Origin of the sequence: Bernardetia sp. Wsw4-3y2, from assembly GCF_037126295.1 — a bacterium.
Lineage (GTDB): Bacteria > Bacteroidota > Bacteroidia > Cytophagales > Bernardetiaceae > Bernardetia.
This window is the reverse complement of record NZ_CP147017.1, coordinates 1,459,404-1,477,037: the sequence shown is the minus strand read 5'-3', so window position 1 is coordinate 1,477,037 and position 17,634 is coordinate 1,459,404. Positions and strand designations below refer to the sequence as shown.

Sequence of the window (17,634 nt, the reverse complement as noted above, 5' to 3'; positions counted from 1 at the left end):
CAGATAATAGACTCCTATAATTGTCGTTTATAAAGTGTCAATTTAACTAATTTGAGTTTTATCAAAATTCTATGAAAAACATATTTATCCTTATTTGCATTCTATTTTTAGCTTTTCTCTCTGTTTCTTCTGCTTTTGCACAAGATTCTACTTTTATAAAAATTACTTTGTCTAATTCTGAAAAATGGAGTACAGATAGTGTTAAGATTTATAATTTTCTATACGACAAATGGACTTATTTTGATAAAATAGATACAGCAACTAATTCTTGCTTTCTTAAATTTCCTTGTGAAAGAGCGATAGAACAGAATGTTTATTTAGGTAATAATAAAGGTTTTTACTTGCTTACTCTGTCAAAGGATACTATTGAAATAGGTATTGATGAAGAAGGTAAACCTATTTTTTTGAAAGGGAAAACATATAGAGAAAATCAGATTACTTATAATATGTACAGCTATCCCAAATTTGATATAGATTTTTGGTTCAATAACTCTCCTTCTCCTATAGATATACATGATTTAGATATATTTTTCCGTAGAAATGATAGTACACTTCGAAGTATGATTGAAAGTTGTGATACAAGCCTCAAGCAAATAGACGTTGATTCCACCTTTGATAAATACTTTCGAAACCAGTTAGCTGTTCATAAATATCAAATGAAGGAAGATGAAGATAAGTCTATTTTTAAAAACAAGATAGATGAAAACTATCCTTATGCTAAAGATTATATAGATTTATTATATGAACAAATACTAGAAGCAAATTGTGTAAAAACAGAGCGTGGATATGCTGACTACAAATATTATTCTTGTGCTTATCAACAAGTCAAGAAGATAGAAGACGAGCAAATAAGAAACTATTTAATTTTAAAAATACTTGATGATAATTCATTTGCTAATGGAATGTTATACAAAACTAAATGGTGGAGTGAAGAGGAAAAGTTATTCAATGAACTGATGCATCAAGTTAAAAAAACATTTCCTAATAATAAACAAGTAGCAATTATAGAAGAAAAGGCTGCTCTTTACAAACAATTTGCAAGAGGCGCACCTGCTCCAGATTTTACATTAAAAGACCTTATTGGAAAAGAAGTATCTTTATCTGACTTTAAAGGAAAATATGTTTTTTTTACCTTCATAGATTCTGCTGCTCAAAATCTTGAAGTTAATTCATGGTATTCAAATCTACTCTACAAAGAATACACGGATGAAAAAATAGCTTTTCTTTATATTTTTGTAAATGGAACAGAAGAAAGTTGGAAAAATTTAATTTCTACACAAGAAGTTGAGGGAATACACCTTTTTGCTAATAAAGAACAAAGCAAAGAATTGTATGAAAATTATGGCGATAAAATTCATAAGATTAAATCAAGTGATTTTCAAATGAAAAGAGAAGGCTTAGATACTAGGAATTATAATGTAGCATTTATAAATAAAAAGGGATATTTCATCAGTCGTTTATTATATCTTGGTCATAATATGGATTGGGTAGCCAAGAAGATTTTGAATGGAGAGTAATTTAGTATTTAATCAAAATCAAAACATGGTTTCATTTTTGATTATTTCACTTTTGAATGCTTTATTTCTACTCAAAAATACAATAAATTATAGCTTTTTCTACTTTTGTTAGTATATTAGCCTATCTTTTAGAGGCTTGGTTGAATAAAGATTCCAAAATTCCTATCTACTTCTGTTTTATAGTTTATAAATTCTTTTTTTCTATTTCCCTTTTATTGTGGCAATACGTCCTAATTCTTACAAAATCTTAGTGGCTGATGATTATGATAGCAATTTAGCTGTCATTGAGAGTATTTTCGAAGAATCTGGTCAAGTATTCGAAATTATTTATGCAAGTGATGGGCTTTCAGCTTACGAACAAGGAATTTCAGAATCTCCTGATTTAATAATTATGGACTGGGAAATGCCTCAAATGACAGGCATTGAAGCTGTTAGAAAACTGAAATCAAGACCAGATACACAACACATTCCAATAATCATGACGACAGCATTTACTTCGTCTGAACATTTGGAAACTGCTCTTCAAGCAGGTGCAATAGATTATGTTCGCAAGCCGATTGATGAAGTAGAGCTTTTGGCTCGTGTTAATTCTGCGCTACAACTGGTTACTTCTTACAAACAAATATTAGCTCAAAAAGACGAGATTCAAGAGAAAACAAAGAAATTAGAAGCTGCTTTTGATGAAATAGAAAAGAAAAACGATAAAATTATGAGTAGTATCAAATATGCAAAACGCATACAAGATGCTCTTCTCCAACCTGCTGCCTCATTACAAAACTTAATCAAAGACTCATTTATTCTCTACAAACCTCGTGATGTAGTGAGTGGCGATTTTTATTGGTTTTGTGAAAAAGATGGAAAAATTGTTATTGCTGCCGTCGATTGTACAGGTCATGGTGTTCCAGGGGCATTTATGTCTATGCTTGGAGATACTTATCTCAATCAAGTTGTTGGTGTAATGGGAATTATTGAACCGAATGAAATTCTTAGTCAGCTTCATGAATCTATCCGAATGGCTCTCAAGCAAGATTCTACACAGAATCGTGATGGAATGGATATTACTATTTGTGTAGTAGATAAGAAAGAAAGAACGCTCAAGTTTGCAGGAGCAAAAAACCCATTGGTTTATATTCGTGATGGTGAAGTTATTAGAGTAAAGGGAGATACAGCTTCTATTGGTGGAAAAAATGCAGAACTTACCTTTACAACACATACCATCGAACTGACTGATGAACCAACTCCATTTTATATTTATTCAGATGGCTATCAAGACCAGTTTAGTAGTGGAATGCACAGTAAATTTATGGCAAAACGCTTCCGAAAACTACTTCATAAAGTTCATAAATATCCATTTGCAGAACAAAAAGACATCTTAAATCATATTCTAAAAGATTGGATGCGCCAAACTCGCCAAGTAGATGATATTTTGGTCATTGGGTTTGCTATTTGATATTCAAATAATTAAGGTCAAAATTATTTTCTAAACAAGGTTGATTCAATCTTTAATTATTGCTTCTCTCAGCGAAAAGGTAAAAGTTGTTCCTTCTTTTTCTATACTTTCTACCCAAATTTTGCCATTTTGTTTTTCTACAAATTCTTTACACACCATTAGTCCTAAGCCTGTTCCTTTTTCGTTGGCTGTTCCTCGTGTAGTTACGTGTTGGTCTGTAATAAAAATTTTCTTTGCAATGTCTTCATTCATTCCTACTCCTGTATCTCTGACAAAAATATGAATCATTTTTTGAGCATTTTTTTCTAAAGTATTTGTATCAGCAATTGCTCCTACTGTAACTGTTCCTTCTGTATCTGTAAATTTTATAGCATTACTGATAAGGTTACGCAAAATGAAATTGAGTAAATTGGAGTCTGCTTCTACTAAAATACCCTCTTCAATTTGAGAAACTTGAAGGTTAATTTTTTTATTTTTTGCTGTTGGAAGTAATAATTCAATATTTTTTTGAATATGGTCTGTAATCAATAAAGGCTCTAATTTAGTTTCTAAATGCCCCATTTGCGCTCTAGACCATTGTAAAAGATTTTCTAAAAGCCCACCAACATTTCCTAGTGATTTATCAATATCTCTAGTTATTTTATTGATTTCTTCATCAGTAAACGCATTTCTGTATGAAATAAACATTTTCAAAAAGTTTTGAAGAGTTGCTAAAGGCGCACGCAAATCGTGAGAAATAATAGAAAACATGCGATCTTTAATGCTATTGGATTGAGAAAGCTCATTTTCAGATTCTTTCAGAAGTGAGTTTGTTACAGCTAATTCTTTGTTTTGCTGTTTTAGTTTTTCAGTTTGTTTTTCAACTTCTATTTCTAAGTCTTTACGTTTTTTCTCTAAAGAATGTGTTCTCATACGTACATAACCAACCAAAAGTATAAATCCTATCAGTATGCAAGCAACTAAAAACCATGTTTTTTTCCAAATCGGAGTAGCAATAGTAAACGAGTAACTTGCAGGAATATTTGCCCAAACACCATCATCATTGGTTGCCAAGACTTCAAATTCATAACTACCATCTTCTAAGTGAGAATAATAAGCAAAGTTTTGAGTCATTATTTCAGACCAATTTTCATCAAATCCCTTCAAACGATATTTGAATTTTACTTTTTCTGGATAACGAAACGTAATTGTCTTGAAATCTAAACGCAAACTATAATCATCATAAGGCAAAACTAAATCTTCTTCGAAACTTCTCTCTTCTCCAAAAATACGAAAACCACTCAAGACTACCTTCGGACGAACAAGATTGATGTGGTCATTTTGTCCGATATAATGAATGAGTCCTCTAGTAGTTCCAAACCACAAATCTCCATTATAATCTTTTTCGACGGCACTTCTGTTTGCTTCTGTTCCTATAAGTCCATCAGATTGATGATAAATTTTGGCTAAATCATCTTTTGGACGCAGTCTTGTAATTCCTTTTCTTGAACCAATCCAAATATTATAATTTCTGTCAGCAGCAATAAAGTAAGAATAGTTTGAAGCTAATCCGTCTGCTGTTGTATATTTTTTGATTTCATTTTCAGAATATGCAAAAACACCTGAACCTTCCGAACCTATCCAAAGTGTGTTTTCAGCATCTTCTGTAAAACAAGTTGCTTTTACTTGACTAAACTCCGAAACAGCATCTAAAACCGTAAGTTTGTCGTCTTTCCAGTAGGATAATGTATAATCAGAAGAAGCAATCCAAATACGATTTTGCCTGTCTTTATAAATATTCTGAATTCGATTCAATTGTATGGTTTTGGTTGGCAAAATTTGGGTAAACCTATTTTCAGATTTTATATATTTAAAAAGTCCCCATGAGTTAGTTGCTATCCAAATATTTCCATCGTCATCAGATGTTATTTTGTTGATAGTTTTGTCAGGAACATCTCTAATTAATTTTAAAGAATTAGTAATTGGGTCAAATATAAAAAGTCCTTTTTTCTCAGTTCCTATCCATACTTTACCTAATGAGTCTTTAAAAAGAGTACGAACAACGGTCTGAGAAAGTGCAGGGAGGTAAGGTTTAAAGATAGTTGAATCTCCTTGTAAAGTAAGTGAAGTTATAGTTTGGTCTGTACCTAAAAGTAAGTTGTTTTCATCCATTCGTAGTACAGACAAAATATTTTCACTAGGCAAACCATGGGAATAAGTATAGATTTCAAACATTTCATTTAGCATCTGAACCAGTCCATTATTTTCTGTTCCTATCCAGATACTTCCTTCATAGTCTTGTAAAATACAGGAAATAGATGAGCTTGGCAGTCCATTTTTTGAAGTATAATGTTCTATATCGACTACTTTTTCTTCTTTTTTTATTGATTCTATTCTAAATAGACCATTATTTTTTGTGCCTACCCAAAGTTTTCCTCGTTTATCTTCCAAAATTGAGGTAATGTATTCTTTAGCTATTTCTGTTCGACTTGGAAATGCCTTTTTTACAGTGCTATTAGAGAAAAAATTATATATGCCATTGTCTTTTGTTCCTATCCAAAAACCTATTTGACCTTGCCTTTTTCTTGTGATAGAGTGTACTTCTATTCCCTGTAATTCTTTTATTTGATCTGTAAAAATAAATTTTTCGTCTTTTACAGAAGCTACAAAAAGACCACTATCTGTTCCCACTAAGAACTCATTACTAGATAATCGTTCAAAAACATTACACCTTTCTGTATGTGTGCTGACAAGTGGAAAGTAAGAGGTTTGATAATCAAAATCTTCTGTGGGCTGATTAATCTGACTTTTAGAGTTTATTTTATTAAAACTAACTTTGAAGACACCTTCTCTTTCTGTCAAAGCCCATATCTGTTCCTCTTCTACATAGATTTGTTGAATTCGACTAAGTAAATTTTGACTAAGTGAAGTAACTGTCCAAATAGAATCTGTTTGTCTATTTTGGTAAGAGAGCAAACCTTGTGGGTGTCCTAACCAAGTTCCATTACGAAGAGAGTCAGTAGCTAAAGCAGTAACAAAATTATCAGTCAAGCCATCATTTTGTGTAAAAGGCTGCATATCATGCCCATCAAAGCGAGCTAATCCATTTCCAGTTGCTATCCATAAGAACCCATTTTTATCTTGTGTTATTCCATAAATATCCCCTTGAGGTAAGCCTTCATCTACATCATAATGACGCAAACCAATAGACTGTGCAAAAGAATATTGTCCAGAAAATAAGAATAGCAATAAAAAGAAATATAATATGGAGTTCTTCATGTAGTGATATTTGGCATAGCTATCAAAAATATTCATTTTTTGTCAAAATGCAAATATTATTTTTATCTAAAAGGCACATAAACATATTTTTGATATAATAACCTCATAATCAATTGACTCTGATATAGCCTCTGAGTTTTTTAAGGTTTTCTAGTGAAGCAGCATATTTAAAAATCCCATGTCGCTCTTCCAAAGGAGCTTCCAAAATTTTAGAATACTCTAAATAATCTACTGAAGTAATGATTTGATTATCAGTAGTATGTTCTGGGTCAAAGCCTGTTTTTAGCTTTCCACCAACAGCACGAACAGCAAAAAATAATTCTATTGCATGAATAGGCAAATTGACATATTCATAAACACACATAAAATAATCAATTTCTATTTCTAACCCTGTTTCTTCCAAAAACTCTCGCTTTAGTGCGTCAGTTGCTGTTTCTCCAAGTTCTATTCCACCACCAATAGGAGCTAAAAAAGATTTATTTTGTTCTAAATTAGATGAAATCTCATTCATATTTACGACAAGTAAACTTCCATTTTCATTGATACAAATTCCACAAACTCGTGTTCGGATTTTATTGCCGTATATTTTTTCTAAAGATTTATCCATATCTAACTAAATTACGAATTACGAATTACGAATTACGAATTACGAATTACGAATTACGAATTATTTTTTGTTATAAAACAATTATTTCAGAAAGTAATTTCTCACTAATCACTAATCACTAATCACTAATCACTAATTTACTTTTCTACTACAAAAATCATTCTTTCAGAAATTCCTTCTTCAAATTCAGACAAATCATAATCTCCAAATATGCGTGCTACTGTTAGTCCTGCATTTCTGAAATAACGCAAAAAATCAGTTGTTGGAATTGCTCTAACTCGTTCTTGAAAATGAAATTCTTTCCCTTTATCTTCAAAATGAATATCTTTTATAATAAAATTATTTTGTACAGATTTTGAAATTTTAAATGTAATTCCTTCAATAATTTTTTCTTCATAACAGACAAGAGATTGTATTACTTTTGTTGTATTAAAAAAATCTAATACAATTCGTCCTTCTACTTGAAGAGCTTTTGCCATTGCCGAAATAGCTTGCTGATTTTCCTGATCAGTTTGAAAATAACCAAAACTAGTAAAAAGATTCAAAATAAAATCAAAATAATCAGTTTTATAGACTTTTCTCATATCATGCTGACTAAAATGCAAACGTTCATTTTCAAACTGTTTGGCATATTGAATACTTTCTTCTGATAAATCTATCCCTTCTACATAAAGACCTTTTTGATTGAGATAAATAGAATGACGACCTTTTCCACATGCTAAATCTAGTATTTTATCATTAGGTAAAAAGTTGAGATATAAACTTATATTATCTATAAATAAGCGAGCTTCTGTATCGTCTCTATCTTTATATAGAATGTGATAATAATGAGAGTCAAACCATGTGGCAAACCATTCACTATCTTTATTAGAAGTGTTGGAATTATTTTTTTTGTTTTTATCGTCGGAATTGGAGTTTGACACGGCTAGTATAAAAGGTAAGATAAGGGCTTAATAAGTTTTAATATAAAAAAACAAATTTGAGATAAAATGGAAAATGAAATGAGAAAGTCTTTAGAATTAATTGATTTTATCTACAAATTAGTTAATAATTAATTGTGAATTGTGTATTTGTGTTTGTTTTTAGACAAAAAACAGTTAGTTTAGATTATCTTTTTCTATGGATTTTTTAATGTAACAAGAATTACAAAAAAAAGATAGAGATAATAAAAAAACAAAATCCTGTTCCTTCATTCTGCATCACTTTCTAATAAGTGCGTGCAAGTTGTGCAAATTTATATGAAACAAACCTATTCACCAATAATTTTTTTAACATCTGCTACAGAAACGTCTGCTTTTTTGGCTGTAGATGTTGCTCTTTCTACACCTCAACGTACAGGAATGTGCGAATTGATAATGACTTCAGAGAATATCTTTTCAGAAGTATTTCAACGTTTAGATGAAAAAGAATTTAGTGATAGGCTTTTTATTTTTCATTGGGTAGGAGATTCGAACGATTCCACCTTTATCGAACAGCTTATTCGTCGTCTTTCTATGATGCCAAATTTAGCTTGTCTGATTTTGGAAGATATAAAAGTTCCTCCTTCTGCTACAATTGCACATCTTTTGCCCATTACAATTGCTGTTTCCAAAAATCAAGATAAAGAAGATGACAATATCTTTAGTAGTCATTTTTATGAACAATTAGCTCAAAACAATTCTATCAAAGAAGCCTATAATTATGCTTCAAGAAAACTTCCAAATACACCTTCTACATTATTTGTAAAGCCAAGCGAAGAACATACACTTGATTTTACGTTACTAGAAACCAAAAAAGTAGAAGCAGCTCCCAAAACACCAGAGCAACAAAAAATAGAACGTTTTAAGAAAATTATAGCTCAAAAAGCTCGTTTTTCAGCATATTCCAAACCAGAACTTTTACTTTCTAAAGAAGAAACTAAACTTTTTGAAGAGTATAAATTTGAACTTGCCCCACTTTCAGATATAGAAAATCAGCTTTATATTCGGAGTCTTAAAAAAATAAATCAGAAAAAAAGACAACAAAGATATTTATATAGAGCTATATTTTTCTTGACATTCTTTTTGGTTTTGGCAGGTCTGGGTTTTTGGGCGCAATATCAAGAATATGAAAGACAAGACGAGGCACATAAAACACAAACTCGTCAGCAACAAGCTAATTTTTTGACTTATTTGGGTGATAATATGCAAAAGGAAAATGCCACAAAGGCAATTCGTTTGATAGAAAAAGCAGTCAGAGAATATCCAACACATTTAGCACAGGGTTCTTTGTATTCTCACTTTTATAGTCCAAATTTATATTATTCGGCTCAAATTCCAATTAAAAATGAGAATCAAGATTTAAAAAGTAACGAAAATATAAATTATGCTGTTTCTTCTGATGCTCAATGGTTAGCTTATTTTGAAAATGATAATAAAAAAGGCAATCACAAAAGGAAAAATGCAATATTTATTAGTTCATTACAAGGCGATGTTATCAAAAAAATAGAAAAAGAAGTAGAAATAGAAAAAATTATTTTTTCAAATAATGTTCCCTATCGTTTGGCTGTTGGTTTTGCAAATGGAAAAGTAGAAATTTTAGATGTGTATGGAAAGAGCTTATTAGAAATGCAGGTACATAATGACACTATTTCAGGACTCTCATTTTCGAAAGATGATACAAAAATTATTTCGGCTGCTGATACAACAGCTCTTATTTGGACAACAGCAGGAGAAGTGTTAGATACAATTAGTGGAAATCGGAGTAAGATTTTGAGAATGCAGTTTTCTCCCAATCAAAGAACTCTTTTTACAGAAGCGAAAGATAGTGTCATAGCTGTTTGGGAAGGTTCAAATTTACTTTCTACTTTCGAAGGAACAAAAGCTAAATGGCTTTCAGATAAATATCTAGTTTTGAAACAATACTCTAAAGATGAGAATCAAAAAAAGAAAAATAGAAGACAAACAGAATCTTTAGTTAATTCTGATTCTTTAAAATGGGTAGTTTGGGATGTTTCTACAAATGAAATTAAAAAAGAACTTCAAAATCCAAAGCAAGTGTTGTCTCAAGACTCTGCTTCTTTTTGGGTGATAGATGAAAAAAATATACTAAAAAGGTATTACTTTGAAAGTGATTCTATTACTCTTTGGCAAAGAAATGTAGCTTATTTTGCTATGTATAAAGGAAGTAATCTAATTAAAACAAACAAAAAATGGGTAATTATTTCAGAAGATGGTTTGTGTACAATACGTTTTGCTGATGGCAGCCAGTCTACTACAAAGCTAGAAAGTTTGCCTATTAAGACCCCTTATTTTACACAAGATGGAAGTTATTTAGTTATACAAACTTTAGAAGATATTACTTTTTGGCGAGCTGCTAGTCCTCAAATGCGTTTTAATGACAAATTACAAGGTGAAAAATGGCTTGCTCAGAATGCAGCAATAAATCAAAATAAAATAAAAAGTAGAGATGTACAGCTCATTTATTATTCTGGAAATATTTATCGTCTGACCGACCAAAAAGAAAATGCAAAAGCAGAGTTTGCAGCCGATAAAGTGTTTTTACATCCTTCTCAAGATTATGTTCTGACAATCAAAAATGCTGTTATTTCTTTAGATAAATTTGATAAAACAAACCTAGCCGAAAAAGATAAGCCTTTCAGAATTACAAACGCATTTACTAAAAAACCAAACTATACGAATGCTGGTTTTTCTAAAAAAGGAAGTTTTGTTTGGGCAGTTACACAAAATAATGAGCTTCAATTAATAGATCTAAAAGGTAATGTTTTTCACACGCAAAAAGTAAAACCAAATACAGAAACAACTAGCTCTTTTGATGATAGATATTTAGCTTTGGCTCAAAAGGTAACAGGAGGATTAAAGCCATACAAGATTTTGCATTTAGATACAAAGCAAAGTTATGAATTAGATACACGTTTAGAACGTTCGAATATTTCTTCATTTTTCTTTTCTCCTTCTCAACAAGGACAACCCTATTTAGTTTCTGCTTCGGGTTCTTGGACAGATTTTTGGGATTTGAAAGGACGCAGAATGAAAGCTCTAAAAGGTGGAAATCCAATTTATGGAAAAGAAATGATTCTGACTTCCTCTTATGGCAATTTTTATATTGCAACGTTAGATGTAAATAAAGTGTACCATCAAAAAATGGAGAACCTTCAGAAAGCTACTTTAAGTCCTGATAAAAATTATATTGTTTTACATTTTTCAGATTCTTTACAGATTTGGAAAACATCACCTTTTGGAATCATTCAATGGCTAGAGGAAAATAAAATTTATCAACTTTCTACCCAAGAACAAAAACAATTATTGCTTCGATAACGTATAGTATATTAAGAAGTCAAAATTTGATTCTATTATTTTATCAAATTATTTTTTAGACTTCAAAATTTTATTATTTCCTTTCATTTTTTAAACTTTGAAATTTATGTTTACGATTCTTGTAGCAAATGCCTTTGGTGTTTTGGGTAGTGGTATTGGTGGTATATTATCAATCCTTCATCTTATTCTTATTGTCTATTGTTTTTATAGTGTATGGACTTCTGCTAGTACAATGGGTACAAAAGTTCTTTGGTCTTTAGCTATTTTCTTTTTACCTATCATAGGTCCAATTCTTTATCTTTTATTAGGTAGATAATAGTTCAAGAAATATTCAGTTAGGAAAACTAACTTATCAATAACAAAGCCCTAAATCTTCTTATGAGATTTAGGGCTTTGATGTGTATACAAAAAGTTCTGTGTTTAGTAAAACTTAAAAAAGTTATAGAGTTGAGTTTTTTAAGTAAATAAAGTATAATATTGAAAAGCCTTTTTATAATTTTTCTTATAAAAAGCCTTTTTTGATACTCTAAACAAACATTTTTATTGTAATTGACAATTTATTTGTAGTTTTGTAGTTATAATTTACACAAACATTATTACCAAACACTTTTTTTACAGACAAAAATCGACTCCCCTAAATTGACTACTCCTCTTCAAAAAACATCTCGTTTATTTATTGCCATTCCTCTTCCTGAATTTTTAAAAGATGCTTTACAAGAATGTCAAGAGTGGCTTTCTTCTTATCCAGAAATGAAGGAAATTAAAGATTGGATAGAAATCTCTAAAATGCACATTACATTGCATTTTTTAGGAGATGTTTCACACCAAAAAATTTCACAAATACAGGAAATTGTAAGTCAAATTGCAAAACAAGCCCCTCTTACTTTAACAATGAAAGACATAGGAACATTTGAAAAAAATGAACTTCCTTATGTTCTTTGGGTAGGAATTTTGAAAAATGAAGCTTTATCAGATTTATATGAAAAATTGGCTCAAAAACTAGAAGAAATAGATATAGAGATTGAAAATACCAACGTTGAAAATTATAATCCTCATGTTACTTTAGCATATATTCGTACTGATGATGAAACTAAAAAAGCAATGAAAGAACGTCTTCAAAAAATAATTGTTGGTGAAATTGGTGTTTGGGATAGCAACAAAATTGAACTGCTTAGCAGCACACCAACTAGAGAAGGTTCTGTTTATAAAGTTATTAGTTAATATATAATTTGAGAAAAATTAAATATGCCTAAAAAAATAGAAAGTAGAAATCTAAACTGTCAGGATACCTTTTGAGGTGTCAGACAGTTTAGAACATGTTATTTTGAGCTATTTATTTTGGTCTATTTTTGTTCAGCCACTTTTTATATTGTTCATTAATGGCTTCATAAAATAAATCTCCCTGCAAATTATACCCTGTTTGGGAAAGATGAATTTTATCATACTGTCCTAACCCTGCTTTGTGCCAATCAATAATTGATTTGAAACCTCCCATTATCTGATAAAAATTCCAAAGAGCTACATTTTTTTCTCTTGTTAGTTCTTGTAAACGCTCTTCTGCTTTTTGGGTGTTATAATTTGCATATTTTTTATAACGATAAGTATCATTTGGCGAAGTAAGTAAAATGGAAGTATTCGGATTAATATTTCTAATTTGAGTAATTATTTTTATTAAATTTCCTTTGAAAGCCACATCATCAAATCTGGTTGGATAGGCATCGTTTGTACCCAAAGAAATTACTACTAAATCTGGCTGAATGCTTCTGAGTTGTGTTTCAAAATCTTCACAACGCAAATAATGTCTTGTTTCTGCTCCATTTATTCCCACAGCGTGATATAAAACTCCTTTTTCATTACTTTCTAAAGAAATGCCTTGCAGAATAAAATGTGTTTGAATATCATCTGTTTTATCTAATCCAATGCTGATAGAAGTTTGAGGAACAGAAAAAATAACTTCCAAATAACCATCTGGGTGCATTTTTTGAGATTTTATTTCATTTGTTGGAGCAATAATGACAGCTTCAAAAAGTTCTTCATTCAGGATTGGATAATAGATTCTTACTTTTTCTATTTTTGAAGGGTTGCGCTCATTGTATTCTATGGGTTCAAGTGTAATTGTTGATTTAGGATTTATTGTCTCTACATTTATTCCCGAGATTCCCCATTGAGATTGGTCTTTATTACTGACCATTTTTTGGCTTGTCCAAGTTCCTGTATAACGAGTTTTGTAATCAAATGGATTGTTTGTTTTGGCAGCCGAATAAGGGAAAATAAATCCACGTCCTGCGTCTCCAAAACGTTTGTCTTCTTGGAACAATCGTCTTACTTTTCCTGTAAAAAAGTCAGCTTGAATATGAGAATCTCCCATGTGCAGAATTTTTACCTGATTTGGTTCTCCTTTTTTTTGAGTTTGAAGTTTATAAAGAGCTTCAAAAAAATAATCTAACGAAGTGCTATCTTTCATCTGAATTCGGTTTGCTCCATAATTGACGACTTCAAAATAAGGTCGCTCTCTATAAAGCATTAAGCGAATAGAATCTTCTAGGCTTTTTGTTTTTTCTTGTAAATCATCTTGGCAAAATGCTAGTGTAGGAATTGAAAGTAAAATTATCAAAAACCAAATTACTCGTTTTTTTATTTTCATCATAAAATTGACCAACTTCTTTTTTTAGGGGTAGATTTTTCGTCTTATAAATCTTTCAAATACATTTCCAAAAAGGCATAACAAAAGACAAATTTAAAGAAATATTGAATAAAAGAAGCTATTTTATTAAAATGAAAAAACTCTTCAAAAATCTAAAGATAGAAATGTGAAGAGTTTTTTAGACTAATTGTCAATTGTTTATTCAACAATTGCAAACTATATTTATCCTTTGCGTACTTTTCCTGAGCCACTTACTTTAACGATTTGTCTTTCTAATTCATTTCCACCAGTAGTGTAACGAATATCTCCAGAACCTGAAATTTTTGCTTCTAAATTCTTTGTAACATATACATTAGCATCTCCAGAACCTGAAATCTTGATTTCTGTATCTTGTGTTTTTAAATCTTCTGCTTCATAATCTCCAGAGCCTGCAATTCTTACTTCTTGTTTTGTAGCTGCTCCTTTAAGACAAATTTTTCCAGAACCTGCAATACTTGCTTCTAAGTCTGAAACAGCAACTCTTCCACATACTTTTCCTGAACCTGCAACACTAATTTCTAATGTAGAGCTATATAATTCGCCATCCCATTCCATAGAACCCGAACCTGCAAGAGATAATTTTTCTAGTTTTTCAGTATGATAAACTGTAATAGTTACTTTACTATATCCTCTAGAACTCCAACTATTGCCTTTTTTGATTCCTATTCTAAGACGATTGCCATCTACTTGAGTTTCTAGTTTTTCTAAAAGGTCTGCATCTGCACCTTCAATTTTGACTTCATTTTTAGAAGATTTTACAATTTTAATATCAAAACTTCCTCCTGATGAAATTTCTTCAAAATTAGATACACTTCTAACTTCTTGAGCAAAAGCTGTAGAAATTGAAAATGCAAAAAGAAACAAAAGAGCAAATGAGAAAGTAGTTAGTTTGTGATTGAGCGTTTTCATAGAATTAAATGATTATTGATGTAAATAATGAAATGTAGTTAAATTAGTGAGTAGCTTTTTTTATGAGCTTATTTACTACAAAGACAGTATATTTTTAGATAGGTTGCATCAGGAAAAAAAAAACTGTTAAAAATATTTTCTTACTCTGTCAAAAATGCCTTTTCTTCCTTAATTGCATTTTCATACAACTCATAATAGTCCTTACTTAGATTTTCTAACAGCCAAACTTTATTCCCATTCTGACGGCTATATGTATCTTTAATTTCTCCAATAAGAGTTTGTTTGCCTACTGTTTTGCTAATATCTTGATGGATTCTATCATTAATAAAAATTACTTTTTTTGCAGTAAATTTTTGAGGAAGCCAAAGTAAATAGCTACTTGAAAAACTATATACTTGTGGTAAATTAAATTCTTTTGCATAGAAATCAATTGCTCCTGCTTGTCCATAATTTTCAGCCAAAATTATAGTATTCTTTCTCTCTTCAACAGGAATTTCATAATATGCCTTTGCTGCTAATTTAGCTATTTGTTTCCATCCCAACATATCAGCAAAATCTTGAGGGAGAGCATGTATTTTTCCGTCTTCCCAACGATTAAACGATTCTTCTCCTGTTTTTTCAGTAAAAGTAGCTGCATATTCTGTAAGTTTTTCAGGACTCAAAATAGGAATGCTAAAAGGAAGCAAAGGCAAGATAAGCATTATTGGAATTACAACAGCAGGAACACGTAAAAACGTACGGTTTTGTGTCAGACGTTCGATAGCGACTGAACCAGCAGCAAGCATTACAGGAAAAGCTCCTAATGTATAATAACTTTTGCCATGCAAGAAGAAAAGCATTAAAATAACCACTACAAAAAATACAGCTATCGTTCTGAAAGGTTGAAGTGTTTTACTTTTTAATAAGCCTGTAAAACCCAACATCCAAATCCAAGTAATAGGAAGATGCATTAAAAATTGATCAATTATAAAATCTACAGGATTTATATTTTTAAGCTGTGTAACACTAAGCTCTTCCATGTGATGAAAGACGGGAAAATTATGAAAGGCTTGCCAAATAAGATTAGGTAGAACAATCAGAAGACCAATGCCTACACCAAGCCACAACTTTTTGTTCAAAAGCCATTGTCTTTCTTTTGAAAACAAAGTAGCTATTAGAATAGCAATCACACAAAAAACAATACTGTATTTATTTAAAAAGAAAATTCCTGCAATAGCTCCCATTCCGACCAAATAACGTCCTTGTTGAGTTTTTATATGACGAATCCAAAGATAGATAAGCCATGTCCAACCCAAAACATCCCAACCTACAGGTTGAAAAAGTGTATGTATACGCAAAAAAGCAGGTGAAAAAATAACAATAAAACCAGCAAATAGGATTGCAAATGTTTTTCCCCCCATCTGACTAGCTATCATTCCTGTCAGAATAACCAAAGTCATTCCAGCCAAGCCAGAAACTAAATGAATAGCCCAAAGAGATTCTCCTATTGTATTTTGAATAAAGGAAGCAAAAAGAGCAATCATTGGAGGAACTTCCAAAAAACCAAAATCTAAATGTTTGCCCAACGCAAGATAAAGTAATTCATCTCTATGAAAACTATATGCTTTATTGAGTAGAAAAGGTGTCTGTAATTTGAGAAGAGCAAAAAAAGAAAGTAAAAACCAGTTTTTGATTGACATTAGAAAGACTATTTTTGTAGAATGGTGTGTTAGAATATGCTAGTTGTTTGAGTTATCATCTTTTTGGTTTCTCAATAATTTAACTCAATACTTATTTGTAAGCTGAAAATAATGAATTTGAACATCTAATTTATGAAAAAACAAGAAGTTATAGAAGCCAAAATAGCGAAAAGAAATCCTGCTCAAAATGTTACTCTAAAAGAGACCAGTTTGTTTGCTCACGAATTAGAAAAAAATATTCCTAGTGTTCATGTATTAGAGCTTTCAACGGTCTATTTATTAAATGGATATTTATTAAGTTTATCTGATTTTAAGACTTTCAATTCTTATACTCATACATATCCAATAAGTAAAAGTAGAACGCTTCTAAATTTTGCTAAGGTAGTTTTATCTAATTTTTTATCAAAAACAAAAACGATAGAAAATGCTATTTTTGCGACAGATAATTGGTCAGATGGTTATTTTCATTGGCTTACAGATGTTATTCCTCGTGTTTTGGTTGCTCAAAAGATAGAAAAACGAGAAAATACAGAGTTATTAGTTCCAAAAGAACTAGAAAAATATGATTTTACTCAAATTACAGGAGAAAAACTAAATAGGAAAATATATTTTTATGAGAGTAATCAGGTCTATAAAATAAATAAATTAATCTTGCCTTCTCATATTGGAAATAGTGGAAATTATGATAAAGAATTGATGCAGGAAGCTAGAAAACTATTTACTCAAAGTTCGAAAATAGAGTCTAATGAAGGTACAGAAAATGTAATTAAGCAAAAAATAAATAGGAAAATATACATCAGTCGTCAGAAATCTAGGTTCAGAAAAATAAATAATGAAGAGCAAGTTCAGAAATTACTCAAAAAATATAATTATGAAATTCATTATTTTGAAGAGTATAGTTTTGAAAAACAAATTGAACTTATGAAACAAACAGTTTCTTTGGTTGGATTACATGGAGCAGGACTTACCAACATGCTTTTCATCAATCCGAATACTAAAGTTTTGGAAATTAGAAATCAAGCAGACAAACATAATAATTGCTATTTTTCATTAGCTTCTGATTTAGAAGTTGATTATTATTATTTACTTTCAGAAGGTGATTCTGCTGAAACACATACTGTAAATGTAGACGTAGATATAGAAAAGTTAGAGCAAATTATTTTAGAGATGGAGAAGTAAGTAGTCTTCATCTCATTTTAGATGAGATTTTGTTTGCTTTTATATCTATCATACTTT

12 protein-coding genes are annotated in these 17,634 nt (G+C 30.6%); 6 read left to right on the top strand and 6 right to left on the bottom strand.

All coding sequences use genetic code 11. From position 1 onward, the window contains the following. Positions 1–71: 71 nt before the first annotated feature. Together V9L05_RS05850 and V9L05_RS05845 are read left to right on the top strand one after the other, a co-directional pair. Positions 72–1,517 (top strand): redoxin domain-containing protein, encoded by a 1,446-nt coding sequence (locus V9L05_RS05850; protein ID WP_338814750.1) that lies wholly within the window; start codon positions 72–74, stop codon positions 1,515–1,517. Between the two features lie 217 nt (positions 1,518–1,734). Further along, positions 1,735–2,967 carry a response regulator gene (locus V9L05_RS05845; RefSeq protein WP_338789841.1) on the top strand — a complete coding sequence of 411 codons (1,233 nt, stop codon included), beginning with the start codon at positions 1,735–1,737 and terminating at the stop codon, positions 2,965–2,967. A 45-nt stretch (positions 2,968–3,012) separates the two neighbouring features. Here the strand turns inward: V9L05_RS05845 and V9L05_RS05840 are convergent, their stop codons facing one another. The 3 genes from V9L05_RS05840 to V9L05_RS05830 all read right to left on the bottom strand — a co-directional run bounded on the left by V9L05_RS05840 (position 3,013) and on the right by V9L05_RS05830 (position 7,755). Beyond that, positions 3,013–6,225 (bottom strand): two-component regulator propeller domain-containing protein, encoded by a 3,213-nt coding sequence (locus V9L05_RS05840; protein WP_338814749.1) that lies wholly within the window; start codon positions 6,223–6,225, stop codon positions 3,013–3,015. 109 nt (positions 6,226–6,334) lie between these two features. Further along, positions 6,335–6,832: an NUDIX domain-containing protein gene (locus V9L05_RS05835; RefSeq protein WP_338814748.1), complete on the bottom strand. Its 498-nt coding sequence runs from the start codon at positions 6,830–6,832 to the stop codon at positions 6,335–6,337. 137 nt (positions 6,833–6,969) lie between these two features. Continuing rightward, entirely contained in the window at positions 6,970–7,755 is a 786-nt protein-coding gene (locus V9L05_RS05830) for a methyltransferase domain-containing protein (RefSeq protein WP_338814747.1), read from the bottom strand. Between the two features lie 315 nt (positions 7,756–8,070). Between V9L05_RS05830 and V9L05_RS05825 the strand changes: the two genes are divergently transcribed. From V9L05_RS05825 to thpR, 3 genes are all read left to right on the top strand, one after another. Next, positions 8,071–11,127 carry a hypothetical protein gene (locus V9L05_RS05825; RefSeq protein ID WP_338814746.1) on the top strand — a complete coding sequence of 1,019 codons (3,057 nt, stop codon included), beginning with the start codon at positions 8,071–8,073 and terminating at the stop codon, positions 11,125–11,127. Between the two features lie 106 nt (positions 11,128–11,233). After that, the gene (locus V9L05_RS05820; protein ID WP_338789846.1) at positions 11,234–11,443 is read left to right on the top strand and encodes a PLD nuclease N-terminal domain-containing protein; all 210 of its coding nucleotides are present in this window, start codon (positions 11,234–11,236) and stop codon (positions 11,441–11,443) included. 323 nt (positions 11,444–11,766) lie between these two features. Continuing rightward, positions 11,767–12,348, top strand: coding sequence for an RNA 2',3'-cyclic phosphodiesterase (gene thpR / locus V9L05_RS05815; RefSeq protein ID WP_338814745.1), 582 nt, complete (start codon positions 11,767–11,769; stop codon positions 12,346–12,348). Positions 12,349–12,460: 112 nt separating this feature from the next. Here thpR and V9L05_RS05810 read toward each other — a convergent pair whose 3' ends face one another. The 3 genes from V9L05_RS05810 to V9L05_RS05800 all read right to left on the bottom strand — a co-directional run bounded on the left by V9L05_RS05810 (position 12,461) and on the right by V9L05_RS05800 (position 16,398). Then, positions 12,461–13,774 carry a GDSL-type esterase/lipase family protein gene (locus V9L05_RS05810; protein ID WP_338789848.1) on the bottom strand — a complete coding sequence of 438 codons (1,314 nt, stop codon included), beginning with the start codon at positions 13,772–13,774 and terminating at the stop codon, positions 12,461–12,463. A 219-nt stretch (positions 13,775–13,993) separates the two neighbouring features. After that, the gene (locus V9L05_RS05805; RefSeq protein ID WP_338814744.1) at positions 13,994–14,719 is read right to left on the bottom strand and encodes a head GIN domain-containing protein; all 726 of its coding nucleotides are present in this window, start codon (positions 14,717–14,719) and stop codon (positions 13,994–13,996) included. 140 nt (positions 14,720–14,859) lie between these two features. After that, positions 14,860–16,398 carry a glycosyltransferase family 39 protein gene (locus V9L05_RS05800; protein ID WP_338814743.1) on the bottom strand — a complete coding sequence of 513 codons (1,539 nt, stop codon included), beginning with the start codon at positions 16,396–16,398 and terminating at the stop codon, positions 14,860–14,862. A gap of 132 nt (positions 16,399–16,530) precedes the next feature. On the opposite strand from V9L05_RS05800, the gene V9L05_RS05795 reads away from it, so the two are divergent. Continuing rightward, positions 16,531–17,577: a glycosyltransferase family 61 protein gene (locus V9L05_RS05795; protein WP_338814742.1), complete on the top strand. Its 1,047-nt coding sequence runs from the start codon at positions 16,531–16,533 to the stop codon at positions 17,575–17,577. Positions 17,578–17,634: the final 57 nt, after the last annotated feature.